Raw genomic sequence first — 20346 nt, 5'->3', positions numbered from 1 at the left:
ATACGCGTGAGCGATGCCAATAGGTGCATGACAAGCATTATTCTTATTGCCTGCAATAAGCTTGATTACACGAAGCAATGCGTGGAGAGCATTCGGCGGCATACGCAGCGTGGCTGCTATGAGCTGATTATTGTAGATAATGGATCGATGGATAATACGGTGGAATGGGCAAAAAACGAAAGCGACCTCATCGTAATCGACAACGGTTTCAATGCAGGTTTTGCCAAGGGCTGCAATCTGGGGCTTGCCGCCGCTTCGGGCGAGCTTCTCATGCTGCTTCATAACGATACGATCGCAACGCCAGGCTGGCTTGAAGGATTAAAGCGCTGCTTGCTAAGCGATGAACGGATTGGAGCGGTTGGCCCCGCAACGAATTCGGCATCCTACTGGTCGACTATTCCGACCGCATATAAGACGATAGAGGAAATGGAGCTGTTCGCTTCCGCGCTGCATGCGTTTCCCGACAAAACGAAGTGGGAGGAGCGCGTGAAGCTGGCTGGCTTCTGCCTGCTTATGCGGCGGGAGGCGTATGAGCGGGTCGGAACGTTTGACGAGAGCTTCGGCATGGGCAGCTTGGCGGATGACGATTATTGCTTGAGACTGCGGCTTGCAGGCTACAAGCTTCTGCTGTGCGGAGATACATTTATTCACCATAACGACGGCAGCGCTCCCTTTAGCTCCGAGCCGGAGCTGTTGCTGCAAGCCTACAGGGGCAATGCGAACGTGTTTAGGGCGAAATGGGGCTTTGATCCAGATGGTGCGACGCAAATCAGAATGGATTTTAGTACGGTTATACAACGAGAATCCTATGAATACAAGCGCGAAAATAGCTCCATTATGGAAATTGGCTGCGGCTGCGGGGCGACAATCCATCATCTAAAAAATCATTTTCCAGCAGCCAAATGGTACGGTGTCGAGCGGAGCGAGCTTGCGGCGAGTGTTGCCGAGGCATCAGGAATAACGGTGTTCCGCTCGAACGAGCCGAAGGATTGGGCGCTGCCTTCCGAAGGACTGGACGGCATCCTGATCGGAGATGCTCATGCTTACGGCATGCCGCAGTCGATGAAGCGATTAGTCAGCCTGCTGCGGCCCGGAGGCTGGATCATCGGCGGCTTCGCGAATCGATATTATTTTGAAAATATCCGGCAATACTTAGATCCTTCAAATGTATTCGCGCAGCGACAAGCGGCGATCCAGTATACGCTCCAGCAGGTGAAGCAGCTGTATGCCCAGTCAGGCTTTGCATACGTGAAGGCGACGCTCGCAGAGCATAAACCGCAGGAGCAGCTTGGCTATATCAGGCTGCTTGGACAATTGACGAATGAAGCGATAGCGGATGAGCTTACGGCCGCTTATCTGCTCGTGTTCGGCAGAGTTGCTTCCGCAGCAGAGGCGCAGGCTGCCGAGGAAGCAGAAGACATTGCAGAGGAAGAGGATGTTTCCGCATTAGGAGCGGATACGTCATTAGTCACAGGCGTACAGTCTATTGGCTCCCCGGATAGCGGCGAGGAGCTAAGTCTGTCATGGAAGCCGAGTGAGCGGATCCCGCTTCATGCGCTTAGGAGCGTCGAGCCGATGTATATCGTCGACATATGCAGGGAGTCAAAGGGCAAACAGGCTTGATGATAATCATTTTCAAAAAAATACTAGCATAATGATCGGGTTTTGCTATACAATTGGTAGTGTTGACGAACCGAATATGTTCCGGGGAGCTGGTTAGGCCGGCTGAGAGGGAATTATCTGTACAATTCCGACCCGTTAAACCTGATCTGGATAATGCCAGCGTAGGGACAGAAGCACTGTTTATTCAGCAAGCTCGATCACAGCGATCAAGTTTTGCTGCAAGCAGCTGCACAGCCGATTTATATGGCGTCCTCCGGATTAGGGGGACGCTTTTTTGTATGTGCTGCTGTACCGGATACGGATACGGGCTCGTCATCTTATACAAATAGAAGCAGTGAGAGGGGAACTAACACATCATGAATCAGAAGAAAAAAGGGCAACAGTCGTGGAGGATCGTAGCTGCAATGCTTGTGTTCGTCATGGCGCTTGCAGGCTGCGGCACTAACAACAGCGCGCCGGAAGCGAGCAAGGAGCCGCAAGAGCAAGAGGGAGCAGCGGACAAGCCGCTTGAGAAGGTGCAGGTCGTACTGGACTGGACGCCGAATACGAATCATACCGGGCTTTATGTTGCTAGAGATAAAGGCTTTTTTAAAGAGCAGGGGCTTGATGTTGAAATTATTCAGCCGGGCCAAAGCGGCGCTGATCAAATGGTAGCGACGGGCAGCGTACAGTTCGGCGTAAGCTATCAAGAGTCGATCACGATGGCGCGGATTGCGGGCGTGCCGCTCGTGTCGATCGCAGCGGTTATTCAGCATAACACCTCAGGCTTCGCATCTCCGCTTGCTAAGGGGATCGATTCGCCGGAGAAGTTCGAAGGCAAAACCTACGGCGGCTGGGGCGCTCCTGTCGAGGAAGCGGTCATTCAATCCATTATGCAGGAGAAGGGTGCGGATGTCAGCAAAGTAAACCTGATCAGCATCGGCGACAGCGACTTCTTCACGGCAGTTAAGAAAGATATTGATTTTGCATGGATTTATTATGCATGGACAGGCGTGGAAGCGGAGCTTCGCGGCGAGAAGATCAACATGGTTTATTTGACCGATTACAGCGACAAACTGGATTATTATACGCCAGTTCTTGCGACGAACGAGACGATGATTAAAGATAAGCCGGAGGTGGTCAAAGCGTTCACGGCTGCCGCAGCAAAAGGCTACCAATACGCAATTGACAATCCGGAGGACGCGGCAGAGATTTTGATTAAAGCCGAGCCTGATTTGAACGCGGAGCTTGTGCGCGCAAGCCAAAAGTGGCTAAGTCCGAAATATCAGGATGATGCGCCGCGTTGGGGCGAGCAAAAGCTTAGCGTATGGGAAAATTACGCGAGCTGGATGTTTGATCACAAGCTGCTTGAGAAAGAGCTTGAAGCGGACAAAGCCTTTACGAACGAATTTTTGCCGGAATAAGCATTTTAAGAAAATCTAGAGAGGCGGCAGCATCTGCCGCCTCTCGCCAACAACGATGAGAAAGAAGGAATTCTGATGGCAAACGCATTGGTAAGCATTCAAATACTGCCGACAACGCCGGGCGGCGAGAGCGTCATTCCTTACGTGGATCGAGCAATCGAGATCATCAAAGCAGCGGGTGTCCCTTACCGCGTAGCACCGCTTGAAACGACGATGGAGGGCGAGCTTAGCCATCTGCTGAGCGTCGTGCAGTCGATGAGCGAAGCGATGACGGAGATGGGCTGCCCGTCTGTAATTTCACAAATCAAAATTTACTACAATCCGGCAAGCGGCGCTTCGATGGGCAGGCTGCTTGAGAAATATCCAGATGGGCAATAAGAGAACGCTCTGGCCCCAAATATGGCCTCCAGCCGCAGTGCTTATCACGCTGCTGGTTTGCTGGCAGGCGGCAGCCTCGCTTGGATTATTTCAAGAATGGCTCATTCCGTCGCCGATTTCAATCGTAAAGGAAGCGATAGAAATATGGCCGAGGCTTATGGAACATACGGGAGCGACAGTGCGAATCATGCTGCTTGGCTTTGTGGGAGGATCGGCGGTGGGCTTCGTGCTCGCCGCTTTGCTGCATTTAATTCCCGGCGTACGTACGGCGGTGTATCCCTTGCTTGTCTTGTCGCAAAACGTACCCATTATTGCGATTGCCCCCATTCTGACGATGCTGCTAGGCTATGGAATGCTGCCAAAGGTGCTGCTTGTCATCATGGTGTGCTTCTTCCCGATAACGGTTGCGATGCTGAGCGGATTAATGAATACCGATGCGCAGCTTCGCAATTATTTGCAGATGATCGGCATTCGCAAATGGCAGCTGTTTTGGCGATTGGAGCTTCCGCATGCGATCGTCCATTTATTTTCCGGATTAAAAATCGCGGCCTCCTACAGCGTGCTAAGCGCAGTTGTGGCCGAATGGATAGGCACGAACAAAGGTCTCGGCGCATTCATGATCATTTCGTTCAAAGGGTTTATGCCTGATCGCGTGTTTGCGGCAGTCATTATTATCGTTGCAATCAGCTTGACGTTATTTGGGCTGATCACCTTAGCGGAGCGTCTTGTCATTCGTTGGCGCCCTAAGAAAGAGGTGAGGTAGCGAATGAGCAATAAAGGCGAGAATCTACACGCTACACTGCAGGTGCAGAACATTCGGAAGCAATTTGGCCGAGGCTCCTCCAGCAAAGAGGTGCTGGCTGGCTTATCATTCTCCGTTGCTGATGGAGAATTCGTGTCCATTGTAGGGCCCTCAGGCAGCGGGAAAACAACCTTGTTTCAAGTCATTGGCGGCTTAGAGCGGCCATCGGAAGGCGAGATCTGGATCGACGGCAAGCAGACGACAGGCGAACGCGGACATATCTCTTATATGCCGCAGCAATCATCGCTGCTGCCGTGGCAAACCGTTGCGGGCAATATCGAGCTGTCGCTTGCGATCTCTGGCGTTGATCGCAAGACCGCGAAGGAGAAAACGAGAGAGTGGCTTGAGCGAATCGATCTACATGAATATGCGGATTCCTATCCCCATGTCCTATCCGGCGGCATGCAGCAGCGCATTTCCTTCCTTCGGGCTTTGCTTGCGCCGCGGCGCCTGATGCTGCTGGATGAGCCGTTTGGCGCATTGGACGCCTTGACGCGTCAGCAAATGCAGCAGTGGCTCATGTCGATCTGGGAGCAAAATCGCAGATCGGTGCTGCTCGTTACGCATAGCATCGAGGAAGCTTTGTATCTGTCAGACCGGATTATCGTGCTGTCCGCTTCACCTGCTGTGGTGCTAGAGGAATTCCAGATCCCGTTCGAGCGTCCGCGCCATGAGGCTTTATGGACAGATCCACGGTTTAATACATTGAAGCAGCAGATTTATGAGCTGCTTAAGGTCGGCGCGAAGGAAGGGAGCTAACGATGGCAAGAACATTAAGGGCAGATCACCTTGAAATGCAATCGGACTTGAAGGCTGCTTCATCAGCTGGCTTATGTATGGATGCACATCTTCACGTGGATTTGTATGCGGAGGAGGAGCGGGAGGCGCTGCTGGCTGCTGCCTTCGCTGAAGGCGTTGAGGCGGTGGTTGCGGTCTCCATGCATCTGCAATCCTCGGCCTTGAACCGCGAAATCGCTTTGCGCCATGCCGGACGGGTTCATCCGGCTTATGGCTTTCATCCGGAGCAGCCGCTTCCAGCCGAAGCGGAGCTGGACGAGCTGTTCGCATGGATTCGCTTGCGTCATGCAGCGGGAGAGCGGTTTGCGATCGGAGAGGTCGGACTGCCGTATTATACGCGTTTAGAAGCATCACAAGCGGGAATGCCATTTGACGAAAAGCCGTATTTGGAGCTGCTTGAGCATTTCGCAGCACTTGCCGGTGAGCTCGATCGCCCGATTGTGCTGCATGCAGTATATGAGGATGCAGGCAAAGCTTGCGACATATTGGAGAGGCATGGCGTTCTCAGGGCGCACTTTCACTGGTTCAAGGGCAGCGAGGATGTTATTCGCCGCATGGCAGACAGCGGCTATATAGTTTCGATAACGCCGGATGTTGCTTACGAGGAGGAGATTCAGCGACTTGTCGCGCAATATCCAATCGAGCAGTTGATGGTCGAGACGGATGGACCGTGGCCATTCGAGGGGCCGTATGCAGGCAAGCCGACGCGCCCTGCCATGGCTGCCGATGCGGCGAGACATATAGCAGATATTAAACGGATGCCCGCTCAGCAGGCTTCGGCAATCTTGCTGGCGAACACGCGGCGTTTTTATGGACTCTAATTGCTTAAATGAAGGCTGCCATGTAGAATGAATGATTCTACAGGGCAGCCTTTGCTTTTGTTTGCGGCAATCGTACCGCTTTGTCCATTGCGAGTGTCGCTCCCGCAGCATACAAATAAGGATAGGGTAATAAGACAGGCCACATAGGGCTGCAGAAGGGAGCCAAACGATGGCAAAGCTAACAAAGGAACAATTTATCGCGACATTGGCGCCGACTGTCATACGGGTAAGGAGAGAAGGATCGCCGATGTTTCCATCCGTGCGGTTAGCGCAAAATCTCCTCGAAACAGGAGGAGTCATTCATTCTTGGAATAATTTAGGGGGGATTAAGGTTGGCAGCGGCCAGACGAATGCTTATTGGCATGGCAAAGCGGTCGTAAAAGGAACTTGGGAGGTTATGGATGGGCGCAGCATAAAAACAAAAGCCGCATTTCGAGCCTACGACAGCGTATATGACTTTTATAAGGATTTGGATTTGCTGCTTGCAGCGCCGCGATATGAGCGCGTTCGCCGTGCTGTAACGCCTGAGCAGCAAGCAGATATGCTGTATGCATGCGGCTACGCAACGGATCCCGCATATCCAGCTAAATTAAAAGCTATTATTATACAGTATAATTTGAAAAAATATGATGCTTTAAGCGTTCAGCAGATGGCAAAACCGGATCAGCTCAAGGATGCAGAGCATGTTGCTGTTGAATACAAGGGGAAGGTTATAGCCGATGGCTGCTTGCTTAATGGCGTAACTTGGGTACCTGCAAGGGTGCTTGGCGAAGCGTTAGGTGCGAAGATTAGTTGGACAGGGACACATGTGGCTGTAAATGGCAAAGAGCTCGAATCCATTTTGTCCGAAGGAACGGGCTATGTTCAGGTACGAGCATTGGCATCGGAGCTTGGATTAGCCGTAAGCTGGGACCCGGCAGCGCGGGAGATATTGCTGACCTCAGATTGATCGGAGAACAAAAAAAAGCTTACGGGCAGCCGTTAGCTTTTTTTTGTGTACGGACTATTCGAATGAATGAAACCGCTCCGGTTCGGCAATCGTTACCCTCGGCCATGTCTTTTGCCAGTTTTTGTTCGCGATACGGGACTTGTACTGCTTCATTTTCTCCTCCGAGCTAGCAAAAAAAGGAGTAGGCTTGACTCGCATCTGGATGACATCGTCTATTCCGCACGGGGCGGTCAGCACAACTTGATGATCACGATCCAGCGTGAGGCCAAGCGCGGTAGCCGTCTCCGGAAACTTGGAGATGGCATCAACAGAAGAGGAGTAAGGCGGCGCCTGACCAATGAGATGCATTCTTGCTTCATTTTTGACAGACCAAGGAATGCCCGGTTTCAGCCTCTTAAGCTTCTCCTCCAGCTTCTTCTCCTCGGCTTCATCCAGATTTCCGGCATCGTAATAAATAACATCCACGTCTGGTGTAGCAGTTCGTTCTTGAAAGCCATGAAGCATGTCCCAAATTTTTGAACGGATAAACCCCGCGCAAACCCACCAATCCGGCAATTGCAGCGTTTTCGCTGTGCTCAATACGTCCATCATCCACTTATCTTCACGAACTAGCCTGATTATGTCTTCTTCATTCTGAATGATCAAAGGGAGTCCTCCACATTTAGAAATAGGTTTATACAAAAGCGCTGAGCGCAATGAAACCGGCATTCGGCCCAGAGCCGCTGGAATGCCGGTTTCATTGATTTACTTACAAAACACAGCTTATTTGCCTTTCTTGGATGCAGCCCAGAAGGCGAGTATGATAAGGGGGATGAGAATGTACCATGGAATGGTAATCGTGCCTCCGACGATAAAAGCGAGCGCCATAACGATAATGACACCAAAAATAATGTACAGACAGCCTCTGCCGAATGTTTCCATTGTCAAACGCCTCCTAAGCTTAGGTTTTGCATAGCAAAACCCTCTTCGCAAGCAGCCACTACCAGAAAGTATATTCGGTTAAAACGTTTTTATGGGTTGTATGGTTCCAATATTGTGCTGCAGGAGAGGTCGCGGACAAAAAAATGGCCCACATCGCTGTGGGCCGGTGTCCTAGAACTATATATCAACAGTGGGGTTGATGTCTCTTATTATAAAAAATGAACCTTAACGCAGGATTAAAAATGTTTGTCGGTTTGTTGAAAAACCGAACATGGTAACCTTATCAAATAAGTACTCGGTTTTTCGATTATGTATTCAGATTATGGCATTTTTACGGAACAGGTATGTAAATGATTATATATGCTCGTATAGATTAATTGAGTTTGAGACAAAATAAAATGCACGAAACTAATGAGCAAAGGGGACGAGTACATGAAGAAGTTTTGGACGATTTTTAGTGTGGTTGTTTGCTTAACATTCGTAATGGCTGTACCCGCTTTTGGAGATAACGCGAAGTCGGGCAATGCTGGGCCAGCAACAGAACTGCGCACGGATGTCGAGCGTGGCGTTAATAACACGGCAAGAGCACTCGATGTGAATGACCGCAACAACATGAATGCAAATCAGTATCGTACAAACGCAGCTGATGATAGAGATATGAATTGGAGCTGGCTCGGTTTACTCGGTCTGTTAGGCTTGATCGGTTTAAAAGGCCGTGACCGGGAGCGTACTTGATTTCGTGTTTCTTGAGTGCTGACAGAAGCGGCATGCAACATGAATTTAATGCTTAACTATAGAGCCCCTGCCTTAGGCAGGGGCTCTATATGATGATTGCTGGTGCTACTGGACAAAGCGTCCTTGCTTCGGCACAGCAATTTCTTTGAATTTCTTCGTCAGAAGCGTTAGATTATCTTTCAACGTCTCGCCAAACATCGGTTCACCATGCCCTGTAATAGCCAAGTATGGATCGAGGTCTGCCAGCTTCTTCACGGATTTCTCTGCGGATGCCCAGTCCGTTGTAAAATATTTTGGCGGACCGCTAATTTCCTGCTCCTGCGTCATCACTTTATAAAGCGATTCCTGTTTAACCGTCACAAAAGCATCGCCGGCAATTAACGTGCCGTCCTCCTCGCGAAAGAGCGAGATATGGCCGGGCGTATGACCTGGCGTATGAATGTATTTCCAACCCGGAAGCCCAGGTACCACGCCTTTGTCCGGGAGCGCCTTTACGCGATCGTCAAGATTAATGCCGTCGTGGGGAAAGTAGGAGGACATTTCAGAGATGAGTCCGCCATGTACCGATGGGTCAGCAGGCGGGTAGTCAGACTTTCCGGTCAAGTAGGGAAGCTCCAGCTTATGGGCGTAAACAGGAACATTCCAACGCTCAATCAGTTCAATGATGGCACCAACATGATCAAAATGTCCATGCGTCAAAATAATAGCTTTAGGCGCACAATCGAAACGTTCCTCTGCCTCTTTAATGATCTTCTTCGCCGATCTTGGCATGCCGGCATCGACGAGAACCCAGCCGTCTTGCTTGTTATTCGGATCGCCAATAAAACAAACGTTTACGATTTGGATCGGGTAGCAGTAGATATCAGGTCGATAAGCAAGACCATCTCCACTAGTAAAAGTGGTTATCGGCATAAAAGATTGCTCGAATGAGCTCTCCAAGCTAAGCGCCTCCTTTGTTATCATTCTCCTTTATAAACTGTCCTAATGTCAGGTGCTTATTCTACTCAAAGGCGCAGCAAAGCTTGAAAAATGTATCGGGACCGAATCACGCAGAATGAAATGTAATCAATTGGCACAAGTTAATATTCTATATCAATTAGGAGGAGATCAGGCATGACAAAAAAGGACCATATCCCCAAGTTTCCAGAGTCTTATTGGATCGAATCTTCGCCCGAGTTTCCTACTTACCCCGCGCTCGAGCAAAGCATCGAAGCTGATGCTGTCGTCGTCGGAGGGGGCATCTCTGGCATTACAACGGCGTATTTGCTTGCTAAGGAGGGGCTTAGCGTCGTGCTTGTCGAAGCGGGACGGCTTCTAAACGGTACTACGGCACATACGACGGCCAAAATAACGGCGCAGCATGATTTGATCTATGACGAGCTTATCCACCAGGAAGGAGAAGAGAAAGCATCGTTATATTACAAGGCTAACCATGATGCCCTCCAGTTCATGAAGCAAACGATTGAACAAAACAAAATCGATTGCGGATTTTCAGTGCAGGACGCGTATATCTATACGAATTCGGATGATTACATAAAAAAGCTGGAGAAGGAAATGTCCGCCTACGCCACTTTAGGCATACCGGGAGGCTATGTGGAACAAACGCCGCTGCAAATACCTGCAAAAGCAGCTGTCATTATGCATAATCAAGCACAGTTCCATCCGCTGCAATATTTATCTGCATTAACGCTTAAGTTTGTAGAAGCGGGTGGAAAGATCTATGAAAACACAACAGCCGTAGATGTCGAGCCGGGTATCCATCCTGAGGTTATTACGAGCAAAGGCCATCGCATTGCATGCAAGCATGTCGTATCCTGCACACACTTTCCGTTTTATGATGGGCTGGGCTTTTATTTTGCAAGAATGCATGCGGACCGCTCTTACGTGCTTGGCGTCCATGTTGAGAATAAGTGTCCAGAGGGCATGTATTTAAGTGCTGAGGACCCGAAGCGATCTATTCGTTATGCTGAAACGGCGAAGCAAGGCAAATTGCTGCTTATAGGCGGCCAGAGCCACAAGACGGGGCAAGGGATTTGCACGATCAATCATTACGAAGAGCTGCGAAAATTCGCGGAGACAAATTTTAGGCTGAAGGAAATTGCTTATCGCTGGTCTGCCCAGGATCTCGTTACAGGAGATAAAATACCTTACATCGGCCGTATAACGGCTTCTTCTCCAAACGTGTACCTAGCTACCGGCTTTCGCAAATGGGGGATGACCAATAGTACGGCGGCTGCTCTGCTCATTCGAGATTTAATTATGGAAAAGGACAGTGCGTACGAGGGGCTGTATGCTCCATCGCGCTCGATCGGGCTTGGGACCATCAAAAATCTTATTGTCGACAATGCTGACGTGGCGAAGCATCTTATAGCCGGCAAGCTTGAAATGGTTCACAAGCATCCCAAGGATTTAGCGCCGGATGAAGGCAGTGTCGTTAAGCTTCATGGCAAGAGAGCAGGGGCTTACAAGGATTCCGAAGGAAAGCTGTTCCTTGTGGATACGACCTGCACCCACATGGGATGCGAAGTGGAATGGAATAATGGGGATCGAACTTGGGATTGTCCATGCCATGGCTCAAGATTTACTGTTAGCGGCGAAGTAGTCGAAGGCCCGGCAGAAATACCGCTACTGACCTTGCACCTCTAATTGCGATTGCGACTATTGTGTAGTCCATTTATAGTGAGCCAAAACGAGAGAGGGGAGTATTTGTGAAACAAAAGTGGGATTTAGCTGCCTTAGCATCCATTCCTTTAATTATGACGCTCGCTAACTCTATGTTAATTCCCGTGCTTCCGTTAATGCAGAAAAAATTGCATATCACCTCCGTACAGTCGAGCTTAATCATTACGGTATATGCTGCAGTCTCTATCCTCTGTATACCAATCGCGGGGTATTTGTCGGATCTCTATGGACGGAAAATCATTATAGCGACCGGCCTCTCCATTGCAGCCGTTGGAGGCTTGGTTGCTGGATTAGCTGCATGGTTAATGGATTCTCATGCGTACGCGGTCATCTTGGCAGGCCGATTCATTCAAGGAGTTGGCGCTGCGGGAGCATTTCCGGTCGTCATTCCTTTGGTTGGGGACATGTTCAAGAGCGAGGAGGAAGTAAGCAGCGGGCTGGGTATGATTGAAACCTCCAATACATTTGGAAAAGTACTCAGTCCTGTGTTAGGCGCGGCGCTTGCGCTTGTCGTATGGTTTCTGCCGCTAGCCGTCATTCCGTTCATATCCCTGCTTGCCATAATTGGAGTCATCTTTCTTGTCAAGGAGCCGGAGCGAGATCAGAAAGAGGGTGGCAATCTTAAGCTTTTTTTTCAATCGATTAAACAAATACTCGCTGAAAATGGACGATGGCTGTATGCAACGTTTGCAATCGGCGGTATTGGCATGTTCATCATGTTCGGATTCCTCTACGACTTGTCATCGGTCCTTGAGGATCGGTATCACATTGATGGTATTAGGAAGGGGTTGCTGCTTGCCATCCCATTGAGCGCAATCTGCCTGGCTTCATTCATTACTGGTAAAATCGTTGGTGAAAACAAGGGGAGAATGAAGTGGTTAATCGTCATGGGAATGGCTATCTTAGCAATCATGATGCTGCTATGCGGAGTAATGAGTTCGAAAGGGATCGTTTTTCTTCTTGCCTTCATGTTTGTAAGCGGCGCTGGAATCGGTCTATCGCTTCCTAGCTTAGACGCATTAATAACAGAAGGAATCGAGAAGAAGGAACGAGGCACGATTACCTCGCTTTATAGCAGCGCTCGCTTTATAGGTGTAGCAGCGGGTCCTCCTGTTGCGTCTTTACTTTTGCAAAATGAAGCTTTGTTATTCTACTTGTTTGCCGGGTTCGGAATTCTTTGCTGTTTGCTTGCTTTGCTTGCCATCAAGCCAAGCAACCCGTGAGCTAGCCCGCTGCAGGCAGAGGAAAGAGACCCCGTCACATGGAGCCTCATACCGAGCGCGTATTAAGCCAAAACTGCTATCCGCGTTGCAAAAGGAAATACCCTGATACGTCTGTTGTTTTTTTGCTGACGACAATAACAAAACCGTTCTTCTTCAAACATTTGATAGCAGGGACTAAAAGTGAATTCGGTTTCAGCTTACGGCCGCAGGGTCTAGCGCTGCCAATTACGCGAGAAGCTGTTATTCGACGGGCTGAGCCGGGGGCAAGCGGGTTTCTTGTCCAAGAAACTAATACTAAATCTGGCTCAAGCGGAATACCTACACGAGACATATCGATCACCTCACTTTCAAGAAGCTCTATATATCAAATGCAGATAGGAAGCGGTTTGCTATAAGCTAAAAGCCTTTTTTGATAGATTTGATTGATACTCAGCTAAAAAAAGATTGCTAGATACGATTGCTTTCAACCGACTTAAGAGATGGTGAAAAGGGAAAAGGCCCATGCTATGGGCCTTTTCGGAAATTTTATTTGGGGGTGTTAGCAGCTTGAATGCATGGTGGGCATCCAGAGTCTTTATTAGTAGCCTTTATAACCTCCGAATACGCCACAACTACAAGCAATGATCACCAGCAAGATGAATAGCACCAAAATTGTGCCAATGTTTGTAAAAGAACCACCTACATGACCGGACATTGTATAAATGCACCTCCTTGCGAGTTGAATACTCTGTAATTTATGCATTAAAGTTGATTTGTGCTTGGGTATTTGTCTCGGAGGCATATTATAACGGTTATTGGCCCAAAGACGAAATCTGTTAAAATAGGTACGGCATTCGTAGTATAATGGATATACAATTACTCGATTTCTGAAGGGGAGAATCCACGATGTATAAGACAATCATTTTTGATGTTGACGGCACATTAATCGATACCGAAACAGCTGTAATAGGATCGCTGCAAAAAATGCTTAAAACAGATTACGGTCATCTTGTTGATAAGCAGGACTTGACTTTTGTGCTCGGTATTCCGGGATCGGTATCATTGCCGAAATTAGGAATTGAAGAAGAAAATGTGGATAAGGCTAATGATCGATGGAATTATTTTATGAGAGATTTTTTCAGCTCAATTAAGGTGTATAGTGGAATTCATGATTTGATGGATGCCATTAAGCAAAAAAATGCCGTTCAAGGAATCGTGACTTCCAAGACCAATGAGGAATTAACTAATGATTTTGTACCATTCGGATTAATGGGTTATTTATCATATATAGTTTGTGCGGACGACACGTTAAAGCATAAGCCTAACCCTGAACCATTGTTAAAGTTTTTAGAAATATCGGGCTCTGACCCTGCAGCTTCTATTTACATAGGTGATACGATTTACGATTATGAATGTGCGAGGGATGCTGGCATTGATTTTGGCTTGGCATTATGGGGATGCAAAAATCATGAGAGCATAAATGCAAAGTTTAAATTTGAAAGACCGCAAGATGTAATCGAATTGCTTGGGGAATAGGGAGATAGTCAATACCAAAAGGCCCATAATATGAGCCCTTCGGCAAAGCATGAGAAATGAACGGTTAACGCATGGAGGGGTTGCAATTAGATATTAAAGTTCAAGTACTATTCTTATTAACCGCCGAAGCCGCCAAATCCACAACTGCAAGCGATAATCACCAATAAAATGAAGAGCACAAGAATAAAACCAATACTGTTGTTAGCACCACCAACGAATCCAGACATTAAACATTCACCTCCCAGCATCTTAAGTACCCTGTAAGTTATGCGTGGCGGCTGTTTAGTGATTGGATGTTTGTCACGGTTGCATTTTATCAAGTCCAAATGCCTAGACTTAAAGAGAAGAGAAGTATTTATTCACATGAAGACTTTATAAGACGTGGAAGGAGGGAGGCAAAGAAAGCCTCCCCGTTTATCTCGCCAAATTTACCGATGTTCAACCAAATCGATCGCTCCAAGAATAACGTGGGCAAGACCAAAGCCAAGGACACCGACACCAACAAGTTTGTACTTGCTATTCAGCATTTTTGCACCAGAAGCAGAAACTACAGTTCCAAGAACGGCAGGTATCAAACCTTCGCGCATAAACAGCACTCCTTTTGGTTTTGTTTGGCAAGACATCTTATTGTGCTTCAAAATAATTTTCATATTCATCATCGTCTTTGGAGCTCAGCGGAATCCTAAATCAGAATGTATAAGCGTATGTAAGAGCGCTTGGGAACCAAGCGCTCCATATTGATTAGTAGCCGAAATGTTTACACGGTTTACATGTGCGATGATGCTTTTTTTTGCCGATAACAAGAACTTTTTGACCAGGTTTTACAAATACAACTTTAACGTCTTTCTCTTTGTCTTTTTTCCAGCAGCTTCCGTAACCCATTCAAATCAACTCCTCTTATCAAGATAATATATTATATTCATAAATGATAGATTTGATTGGACATTTGGTTTTTTGGAGGAAATTGGGTATTATGCAGTTCTTATGAGTCAAAGAGATATTTTCTTCATGAAAAAAGAAGAGGTTACCCTCTTCCTTAGATAAGTATGTAAGAGCGCTTGGGAACCAAGCGCTCCATATTGATTAGTAGCCGAAATGTTTACATGGTTTACATGTGCGATGATGCTTTTTTTTGCCGATAACAAGAACTTTTTGACCAGGTTTTACAAATACAACTTTAACGTCTTTTTCTTTGTTTTTTTCCAGCAGTTTCCATATCCCATTCTAATCACCTCCTGCGTTTCAAGATAATCTAGCATATTCACAGATTAATAGATTCGATTGGACAATTGATAGATTGGGGAAAATTGGGTTATACTTCGTGGCGTAAAGCAAAATTATAATAAATCCTTCAATTATACGATGTGAGTAAATTATTTGCGTAAATTTGATCGATGAGGTCATAAATGAATAAACCAACTTAATTTAAAACCAACGTAGAAGAATAGCGCTATCCATCCCCAAAGAAGCAATAAGCGTATTGAACGGGGAATAAGCAGGTACTCCGAATACAATCTAGTAAGTAGACTTTTCACCGAAACCTCTCCCTGGATTCATATGACTTACAAATGTTAGGACAAATTATAAATAAAGTATAGATTATTAAATTGATGGATGTAAATGGGGAGAATGAACGATTGGGTTGTCAGTAGATGGAGTGTAAGAAGGATCTCTTTTATATAGTTATGATATGACCATTTTTTGAGTGCAATAAGTGCCAACTTTATATAGTACCGTGAGAATAGAGTCTAATGTAAAAAGAAATTCAATTATCGCATAGAAACATGTTATTAAGAGCACCATAATTATTGGTCAATACGGGACTAAAACAAAAATATGGGAGGCTCGTGTTATGATAAATCAAAATCAACAACAGTTAGCGGATGATCTTCTGGAAAATCAACAGCTAAAGCAGGCACAACAAGAAGTTCAAGCGGCACATCAACTGCTGCAGGCAGAGAGTCAACAACTGCTAGAGGCGGGGCTTCAGTTGCAAACAGAGACTCAACAAGTCTTACAAGCACAACAACAAGTGAAGCAGGAGCAGCAAGATGTTCAATTGGCACAACAAATACTTCAACAGGCTCAAGCCGATGCAATGGCACTTCAAAACAATCCTCTTCAAGACTCTAATGGTTAGATTAGATGAAATGAAAATGAAATAAGCGAAGATGAATAACGCCTTCAAAAAACGCGAGGCACAAAAAAAAGACCTCAATCCTCTAAGAAATAGAGAATTCAGGTCTTTTTCTTGCTTTATTAATTGTTCATTTAGAGCGCTTGAATGAAAAAGAACTCCACGAAACGATTAGTAATAATGTTTACATGTCCGGTGCTGCTTTTTGCCGATAACAAGAACTTTTTGACCAGGTTTAACAAAAATAACTTTAACATCTTTTTCTTTCTCTCTTTTATTACAGTTACAGTAACCCATTCAAATCATCTCCTCTTCTCAAGTTAATCTACAATATTCAAAGATTAATAGATTTGATTAGACGATTGGCATTTCTATGGAAAATGGGTTTTCGGACTTTTTAATTTATCGTTGTTAATCAAACGGACACAGGAATATGGCATGAAGTTACATGGTATGATAAGAGTTTAAAATATATATTAGTTTTGCATCCATGTAACCATGTAAAACCTAATAGTGCAGGAGGCAATCATGCCGAAGATCACGTGTATAGAAGTTCAAAAGCGAAATAAGGATCGTGTAAATGTATATGTAGATGATCAATTTCTTGTGGGAGTTTCTGCATATGCAGCCGCTAAACATAAGCTTCAGGTGGATCAGGAAGTAGATCCCGTAAAATTGGAGTCTGTTTTGTTTGAAGACGAGCTCGAAAAAGCGAAAGGGTATATTACGAACTATTTGATGAATAAAACGCAACATATCCTAATTGAGAAATTGACCAAAAAGGGATTTGATGAGGCTGTCGTTAAGAAAGCATTGGAATGGGCAAAAAACTATAAATTCGTGGATGACGAAGATTACGCGCGTAAGTTCGCAAAAGACGGGTCGAACCTAAAGAAGAATGGGAAACGAATGATTGCTCAAAAATTAAAACAAAAAGGGGTTGAACAAACGAGTATTGATAAGGCACTTAGTGCAATAACAGAGTCGGATGAACTGGCGTCTGCCGCCAAAGCGCTCAAAAGTAAAATCGAAACCTATAAAAGAAAGACAAAATCAGAACGAGAGTGGAAACAAAAATGTATTCAATTTCTGATGGGGAGGGGTTATGGGTTTGACATCGCAAAAAAAACGATGGAAATGACAACATACGATGAAGATTAATTTAGGAGGCTAGCGCACCCTCCTACTCGATTTAACGAGCAGGATAGTTTAATCAATTAGCGAATAATTAGCGTATGTAATTTGCGAAGTTGTCAGATTAATGTGTTCATCAATTTAATGTTGAATCTTTGTAATAAATCTTCTGAAAATAAATTTTTATTGGAGGAAATATGAAACTGGGCGCATTCTCGGTAAGTTTAAATGTAAAAGACATTCACAAATCAAAATTATTTTACGAAAATCTAGGATTTCAAGTGTTAGGAGGCGATATTACTCAAAATTGGCTCATTCTGAAGAATGAAAGTTGTATAATTGGTCTATTCCAAGGAATGTTTGAAAAGAATATTCTGACCTTTAATCCAGGATGGAATGAAAATGGTGAAAATCTTAATTCGTTTACGGACATTCGAGATATTCAAAAACAGCTTAAAGCAAAAGGAATTAAAATACTGTCTGAAGCAGATGAAACAAGCGAAGGCCCTGCAAGTTTAACAATTGAAGATCCTGATGGTAATCCCATTCTTTTAGATCAACACAGATGAAGTAGAGAATGGAATAGGGATGTGCATTAGAGCATTCAAGCAAGGATGCGTTAAGCTATTTTGCAACGATAGTTTAGAATTGACCGCCTTATGATAGGGCGGTTTTTCTTTTGGTCAGAAATCAACAATCCAGGGATAACTTTAATAACACAGTGTGAAAAATAAGTGTGAAAAATCAGTTCCTATTTTGCAATAAAGTAGAAACGGAAGCAATACATCACTATAATAGTGACTGTTTTGCTTCCGTTTTTAGATTAAACCTTTAATAAATCCTAAATTCCTATTTATGAATTATTTATATTTGTAGAATCTAACGAATGCATATTGTGGATAGTCTAATTGAAGCTGCTTTTGGTCAAGTCTTCCCACTGGAAGATAATATTCATAGGTATTATTAGAATCAATTTTTGTAATTAATCGAAGATCTGATCGATCACTATTTGTTTCGCCTTTTGTGCCTTCTTCAATTACGTTTTTATTATCGACCAAAACTAATAAATGGTCTTGAAGTTCTCCTTGTTGATATGCATAATTTGAATTATTGTAAATTTTTATTTTCAATAATTCATTACCGTCTTTAGTACCATACGACATATTCAAAGGTATAATATTCGTATTAAATTTTGTATCTACATGTTGCTCATTATTCATTTTTTCTAATGGTCCCGTTTGAAAGAATTTCTCATAGTTTAATGAAACGACTTTATTTTTTTTATCCCAGTTTATTGAGATTCCTAACCCATCTGCTATCCATTTGGCCGGCACCATAATACTTCCGTTTTTGTTTACTATGGAAGTATCTAATTTCACATTTTTCCCGTTAATAATTGCCTCCTTTTTATTGAGACTTGCTATGATTGTTAGTTTAGATGTTTTCAATTTGACTGATTTTGCAGTATTATTCCATGTAATTTCGCCATCAAGTACATCTGAAAAAACTCTTAATGGAACTAATGTTCGATTGTTGTCATCAATATATGGCATTGTTCCTTTAAAATATATAAGAAACGCACCATTAAGTTTCAATTTTAATGAATTACTTTGTAATACTCCTGCTGATGCAGTTGACAGAGGAAGTAACAAGAAAAGTATCGCAACCAAGGTTATAATAATTTTTTTATTCATTTTAATACCTCCATTTTATTTATCTTACTAAAAACAATAAACTATCACTCGATTATCTCGAGTGATAGTTCATAATTATGACTCAATCAAGGTAATGTACCTGCTTTTATTTTAATTGTTTCTTCGGCCCAAGATACCCAATCAATTAAAACATTAGAAGTTTGATAACCGCAATGTTCCGAAATATGAGATGCATTCCAAGCTGTCTCAGTTCCAGAAGTTGTACCTATATTAATATTACTCCATTTAGCATTGTTTAAGTAACTACCTGTTGTAAAATCTTGATAACCATCTGTCTGCGCAATTGAAGTAACTCTTTTCACCTGCATATTTGATCCTGTAGGTGTGAAACCCTTTGACGAACTCACATTCCATACCAGTGTTTGTTCAAGAGCTGTTCCATCTTTGGCAGTTCCACTTACATATAATGCTGCTTGGTTATTAGCAGGAACATAAAACTTCATAAATGCGGTTGTTCCCATTTTAAAGTTCGCAGGACTTCCACTATAAATTGAGCCCATTCCAAGTGAAGTCATTGCCCAGGTTTCTTCAGTTGGATAAACTGGGGCAATACCATCACCATAATTTAATGATAGGCCAGCATCTACTTGATAAATTGTAGAGCCAATAGTATTTAATGCACCAACGTACATATAAGCTGTATCCCCTGTAGGTTTTGTTACACCGTTAACAGTCTTTTGCTTAGGAGTCATCACTGCTTCAGTTCCTTTTTCCGGCAAATAAACATACGTGTTTAAACGAGAATATCCTTTTACAGATTTAACTCTACGATATGGACCTGAATTTGCATTTGCACATGCATTAGAAGGAGGTAAATATGATAATGTATTAACAAGACCTGTCTCTTTTGTTATTGTACTTATCTGATCTACATATTCAGGGTTTTTCTTTAACTTACCCTCAGAATCAATTATATTTTTGTATGTCTCTTTATATTCGTTTAATGCTTTCGAACTATTTGCTGTGAAAAATCCATCCTCTTCATTAATGTAAAACACATTCTTACGATCTTCCTTATCGAGATTCTTCATGACATCTCTCAGAATTTTTTTATCTTTCTCTGGTAGAGATGGATCAATATATGTCTTTTCTTCTAATATTTCGCTAGCAGCAGTCACTATACTAGTTGGGATTAATAGGATCAATATTAATAATAACGAAAAATATTTCTTCATGTTATTACCCCTTATTCTTAGTTTTTTTATCCTTATTCCTTAATCTTATAAACAACAAATATAATCCTTCACCTTAAGATATGATAGTTCATTTTGAATCCAACTTTTATATAAAAAAGATATGCGTATACATTCCCTCCTTTTAATGTCAATTTGCTATATTTAACCATCTGTACCTTTTTGATGATAATTTAGGCGAGGCCGCAAAATCAATTAGTATTTTACGAAATGACGTTTGCGTCCCGCAAATTAAACGATGAACAAAAGAAGACTCCAGTGACGCTGGAGTTTATTTTAACTTGAAACCGAACGTGTGTTTGTAATAAAATAAGAAC

The 20346-nt window shown here is 44.3% G+C and carries 21 protein-coding genes and 1 riboswitch; of the genes, 14 read left to right on the top strand and 7 right to left on the bottom strand.

Annotation, left to right across the window (positions count from 1 at the left end; all coding sequences use genetic code 11):
• Positions 1–6: 6 nt before the first annotated feature.
• From AC1TPC_RS04205 to AC1TPC_RS04175, 7 genes are all read left to right on the top strand, one after another.
• On the top strand, positions 7–1623 hold the full coding sequence (locus AC1TPC_RS04205) for a glycosyltransferase (RefSeq protein ID WP_482065602.1): 1617 nt from the start codon (positions 7–9) through the stop codon (positions 1621–1623).
• Between the two features lie 72 nt (positions 1624–1695).
• A riboswitch (TPP riboswitch) is annotated at positions 1696–1808 on the top strand.
• A 171-nt stretch (positions 1809–1979) separates the two neighbouring features.
• Positions 1980–3026, top strand: a complete 1047-nt coding sequence (locus tag AC1TPC_RS04200; RefSeq protein ID WP_482065601.1) for an ABC transporter substrate-binding protein — start codon at positions 1980–1982, stop codon at positions 3024–3026.
• 75 nt (positions 3027–3101) lie between these two features.
• The gene (locus AC1TPC_RS04195; RefSeq protein WP_169083133.1) at positions 3102–3404 is read left to right on the top strand and encodes a thiamine-binding protein; all 303 of its coding nucleotides are present in this window, start codon (positions 3102–3104) and stop codon (positions 3402–3404) included.
• Complete coding sequence (locus AC1TPC_RS04190; RefSeq protein ID WP_482065600.1) at positions 3394–4167, top strand: ABC transporter permease; 774 nt, start codon at positions 3394–3396, stop codon at positions 4165–4167. Before AC1TPC_RS04195 ends, AC1TPC_RS04190 begins: the two co-directional genes overlap by 11 nt.
• Before the next feature lie 3 nt (positions 4168–4170).
• Entirely contained in the window at positions 4171–4965 is a 795-nt protein-coding gene (locus tag AC1TPC_RS04185) for an ABC transporter ATP-binding protein (protein ID WP_482065599.1), read from the top strand.
• 35 nt (positions 4966–5000) lie between these two features.
• Positions 5001–5825, top strand: a complete 825-nt coding sequence (locus AC1TPC_RS04180) for a TatD family hydrolase (RefSeq protein WP_482065664.1) — start codon at positions 5001–5003, stop codon at positions 5823–5825.
• A 169-nt stretch (positions 5826–5994) separates the two neighbouring features.
• Positions 5995–6774, top strand: a complete 780-nt coding sequence (locus tag AC1TPC_RS04175; RefSeq protein WP_482065598.1) for a glucosaminidase domain-containing protein — start codon at positions 5995–5997, stop codon at positions 6772–6774.
• Between the two features lie 54 nt (positions 6775–6828).
• On the opposite strand, the gene AC1TPC_RS04170 is transcribed toward AC1TPC_RS04175, so the two are convergent.
• Together AC1TPC_RS04170 and AC1TPC_RS04165 are read right to left on the bottom strand one after the other, a co-directional pair.
• A complete protein-coding gene (locus AC1TPC_RS04170) occupies positions 6829–7419 on the bottom strand; it encodes a nucleotidyltransferase family protein (protein ID WP_482065597.1) in 591 nt (196 codons plus the stop codon).
• A 117-nt stretch (positions 7420–7536) separates the two neighbouring features.
• Positions 7537–7695, bottom strand: a complete 159-nt coding sequence (locus tag AC1TPC_RS04165; RefSeq protein WP_197286097.1) for a hypothetical protein — start codon at positions 7693–7695, stop codon at positions 7537–7539.
• 432 nt (positions 7696–8127) lie between these two features.
• Here AC1TPC_RS04165 and AC1TPC_RS04160 point away from each other — a divergent pair, with 432 nt between their 5' ends.
• A complete protein-coding gene (locus tag AC1TPC_RS04160) occupies positions 8128–8430 on the top strand; it encodes a WGxxGxxG family protein (protein ID WP_482065596.1) in 303 nt (100 codons plus the stop codon).
• Positions 8431–8535: 105 nt separating this feature from the next.
• On the opposite strand, the gene AC1TPC_RS04155 is transcribed toward AC1TPC_RS04160, so the two are convergent.
• Positions 8536–9393, bottom strand: coding sequence for an MBL fold metallo-hydrolase (locus AC1TPC_RS04155; RefSeq protein WP_482065595.1), 858 nt, complete (start codon positions 9391–9393; stop codon positions 8536–8538).
• A 150-nt stretch (positions 9394–9543) separates the two neighbouring features.
• Here AC1TPC_RS04155 and AC1TPC_RS04150 point away from each other — a divergent pair, with 150 nt between their 5' ends.
• The 3 genes from AC1TPC_RS04150 (at position 9544) to AC1TPC_RS04140 (ending at position 13850) form a co-directional block, all read left to right on the top strand.
• A complete protein-coding gene (locus AC1TPC_RS04150) occupies positions 9544–11076 on the top strand; it encodes an FAD-dependent oxidoreductase (protein ID WP_482065594.1) in 1533 nt (510 codons plus the stop codon).
• Positions 11077–11138: 62 nt separating this feature from the next.
• Positions 11139–12335 (top strand): MFS transporter, encoded by a 1197-nt coding sequence (locus AC1TPC_RS04145; RefSeq protein WP_482065593.1) that lies wholly within the window; start codon positions 11139–11141, stop codon positions 12333–12335.
• Between the two features lie 885 nt (positions 12336–13220).
• Positions 13221–13850 carry an HAD family hydrolase gene (locus tag AC1TPC_RS04140; RefSeq protein ID WP_482065592.1) on the top strand — a complete coding sequence of 210 codons (630 nt, stop codon included), beginning with the start codon at positions 13221–13223 and terminating at the stop codon, positions 13848–13850.
• A gap of 116 nt (positions 13851–13966) precedes the next feature.
• Here the strand turns inward: AC1TPC_RS04140 and AC1TPC_RS04135 are convergent, their stop codons facing one another.
• Both AC1TPC_RS04135 and AC1TPC_RS04130 read right to left on the bottom strand, forming a co-directional pair.
• On the bottom strand, positions 13967–14077 hold the full coding sequence (locus tag AC1TPC_RS04135; RefSeq protein ID WP_482065591.1) for a YjcZ family sporulation protein: 111 nt from the start codon (positions 14075–14077) through the stop codon (positions 13967–13969).
• A gap of 201 nt (positions 14078–14278) precedes the next feature.
• Positions 14279–14437: a hypothetical protein gene (locus AC1TPC_RS04130; protein WP_053375666.1), complete on the bottom strand. Its 159-nt coding sequence runs from the start codon at positions 14435–14437 to the stop codon at positions 14279–14281.
• A 1265-nt stretch (positions 14438–15702) separates the two neighbouring features.
• Between AC1TPC_RS04130 and AC1TPC_RS04125 the strand changes: the two genes are divergently transcribed.
• The 3 genes from AC1TPC_RS04125 (at position 15703) to AC1TPC_RS04115 (ending at position 17690) form a co-directional block, all read left to right on the top strand.
• Positions 15703–15990: a hypothetical protein gene (locus AC1TPC_RS04125; RefSeq protein ID WP_482065590.1), complete on the top strand. Its 288-nt coding sequence runs from the start codon at positions 15703–15705 to the stop codon at positions 15988–15990.
• A gap of 525 nt (positions 15991–16515) precedes the next feature.
• Positions 16516–17148 carry a RecX family transcriptional regulator gene (locus AC1TPC_RS04120; protein WP_482065589.1) on the top strand — a complete coding sequence of 211 codons (633 nt, stop codon included), beginning with the start codon at positions 16516–16518 and terminating at the stop codon, positions 17146–17148.
• A gap of 170 nt (positions 17149–17318) precedes the next feature.
• Positions 17319–17690, top strand: coding sequence for a VOC family protein (locus tag AC1TPC_RS04115; RefSeq protein ID WP_482065588.1), 372 nt, complete (start codon positions 17319–17321; stop codon positions 17688–17690).
• 291 nt (positions 17691–17981) lie between these two features.
• Here AC1TPC_RS04115 and AC1TPC_RS04110 read toward each other — a convergent pair whose 3' ends face one another.
• On the bottom strand, positions 17982–18815 hold the full coding sequence (locus AC1TPC_RS04110) for a copper amine oxidase N-terminal domain-containing protein (RefSeq protein ID WP_482065587.1): 834 nt from the start codon (positions 18813–18815) through the stop codon (positions 17982–17984).
• A gap of 86 nt (positions 18816–18901) precedes the next feature.
• Positions 18902–20011 carry a hypothetical protein gene (locus AC1TPC_RS04105; RefSeq protein WP_482065586.1) on the bottom strand — a complete coding sequence of 370 codons (1110 nt, stop codon included), beginning with the start codon at positions 20009–20011 and terminating at the stop codon, positions 18902–18904.
• Positions 20012–20346 lie beyond the last annotated feature (335 nt).

This window comes from Paenibacillus sp. Y280, from assembly GCF_056786335.1.
This window is presented reverse-complemented; position numbering and strand designations above follow the sequence as displayed.

Bases quoted from the DNA above. Each gene is read 5' to 3' on its own strand.
- AC1TPC_RS04200 (WP_482065601.1), top strand. From the start codon at position 1,980: ATGAATCAGAAGAAAAAAGGGCAACAGTCGTGGAGGATCGTAGCTGCA.
- AC1TPC_RS04195 (WP_169083133.1), top strand. From the start codon at position 3,102: ATGGCAAACGCATTGGTAAGCATTCAAATACTGCCGACAACGCCGGGC.
- AC1TPC_RS04190 (WP_482065600.1), top strand. From the start codon at position 3,394: ATGGGCAATAAGAGAACGCTCTGGCCCCAAATATGGCCTCCAGCCGCA.
- AC1TPC_RS04185 (WP_482065599.1), top strand. From the start codon at position 4,171: ATGAGCAATAAAGGCGAGAATCTACACGCTACACTGCAGGTGCAGAAC.
- AC1TPC_RS04180 (WP_482065664.1), top strand. From the start codon at position 5,001: ATGCAATCGGACTTGAAGGCTGCTTCATCAGCTGGCTTATGTATGGAT.
- AC1TPC_RS04175 (WP_482065598.1), top strand. From the start codon at position 5,995: ATGGCAAAGCTAACAAAGGAACAATTTATCGCGACATTGGCGCCGACT.
- AC1TPC_RS04165 (WP_197286097.1), bottom strand. From the start codon at position 7,695: ATGGAAACATTCGGCAGAGGCTGTCTGTACATTATTTTTGGTGTCATT.
- AC1TPC_RS04160 (WP_482065596.1), top strand. From the start codon at position 8,128: ATGAAGAAGTTTTGGACGATTTTTAGTGTGGTTGTTTGCTTAACATTC.
- AC1TPC_RS04155 (WP_482065595.1), bottom strand. From the start codon at position 9,393: ATGATAACAAAGGAGGCGCTTAGCTTGGAGAGCTCATTCGAGCAATCT.
- AC1TPC_RS04150 (WP_482065594.1), top strand. From the start codon at position 9,544: ATGACAAAAAAGGACCATATCCCCAAGTTTCCAGAGTCTTATTGGATC.
- AC1TPC_RS04140 (WP_482065592.1), top strand. From the start codon at position 13,221: ATGTATAAGACAATCATTTTTGATGTTGACGGCACATTAATCGATACC.
- AC1TPC_RS04135 (WP_482065591.1), bottom strand. From the start codon at position 14,077: ATGTCTGGATTCGTTGGTGGTGCTAACAACAGTATTGGTTTTATTCTT.
- AC1TPC_RS04130 (WP_053375666.1), bottom strand. From the start codon at position 14,437: ATGCGCGAAGGTTTGATACCTGCCGTTCTTGGAACTGTAGTTTCTGCT.
- AC1TPC_RS04125 (WP_482065590.1), top strand. From the start codon at position 15,703: ATGATAAATCAAAATCAACAACAGTTAGCGGATGATCTTCTGGAAAAT.
- AC1TPC_RS04120 (WP_482065589.1), top strand. From the start codon at position 16,516: ATGCCGAAGATCACGTGTATAGAAGTTCAAAAGCGAAATAAGGATCGT.
- AC1TPC_RS04115 (WP_482065588.1), top strand. From the start codon at position 17,319: ATGAAACTGGGCGCATTCTCGGTAAGTTTAAATGTAAAAGACATTCAC.
- AC1TPC_RS04110 (WP_482065587.1), bottom strand. From the start codon at position 18,815: ATGAATAAAAAAATTATTATAACCTTGGTTGCGATACTTTTCTTGTTA.
- AC1TPC_RS04105 (WP_482065586.1), bottom strand. From the start codon at position 20,011: ATGAAGAAATATTTTTCGTTATTATTAATATTGATCCTATTAATCCCA.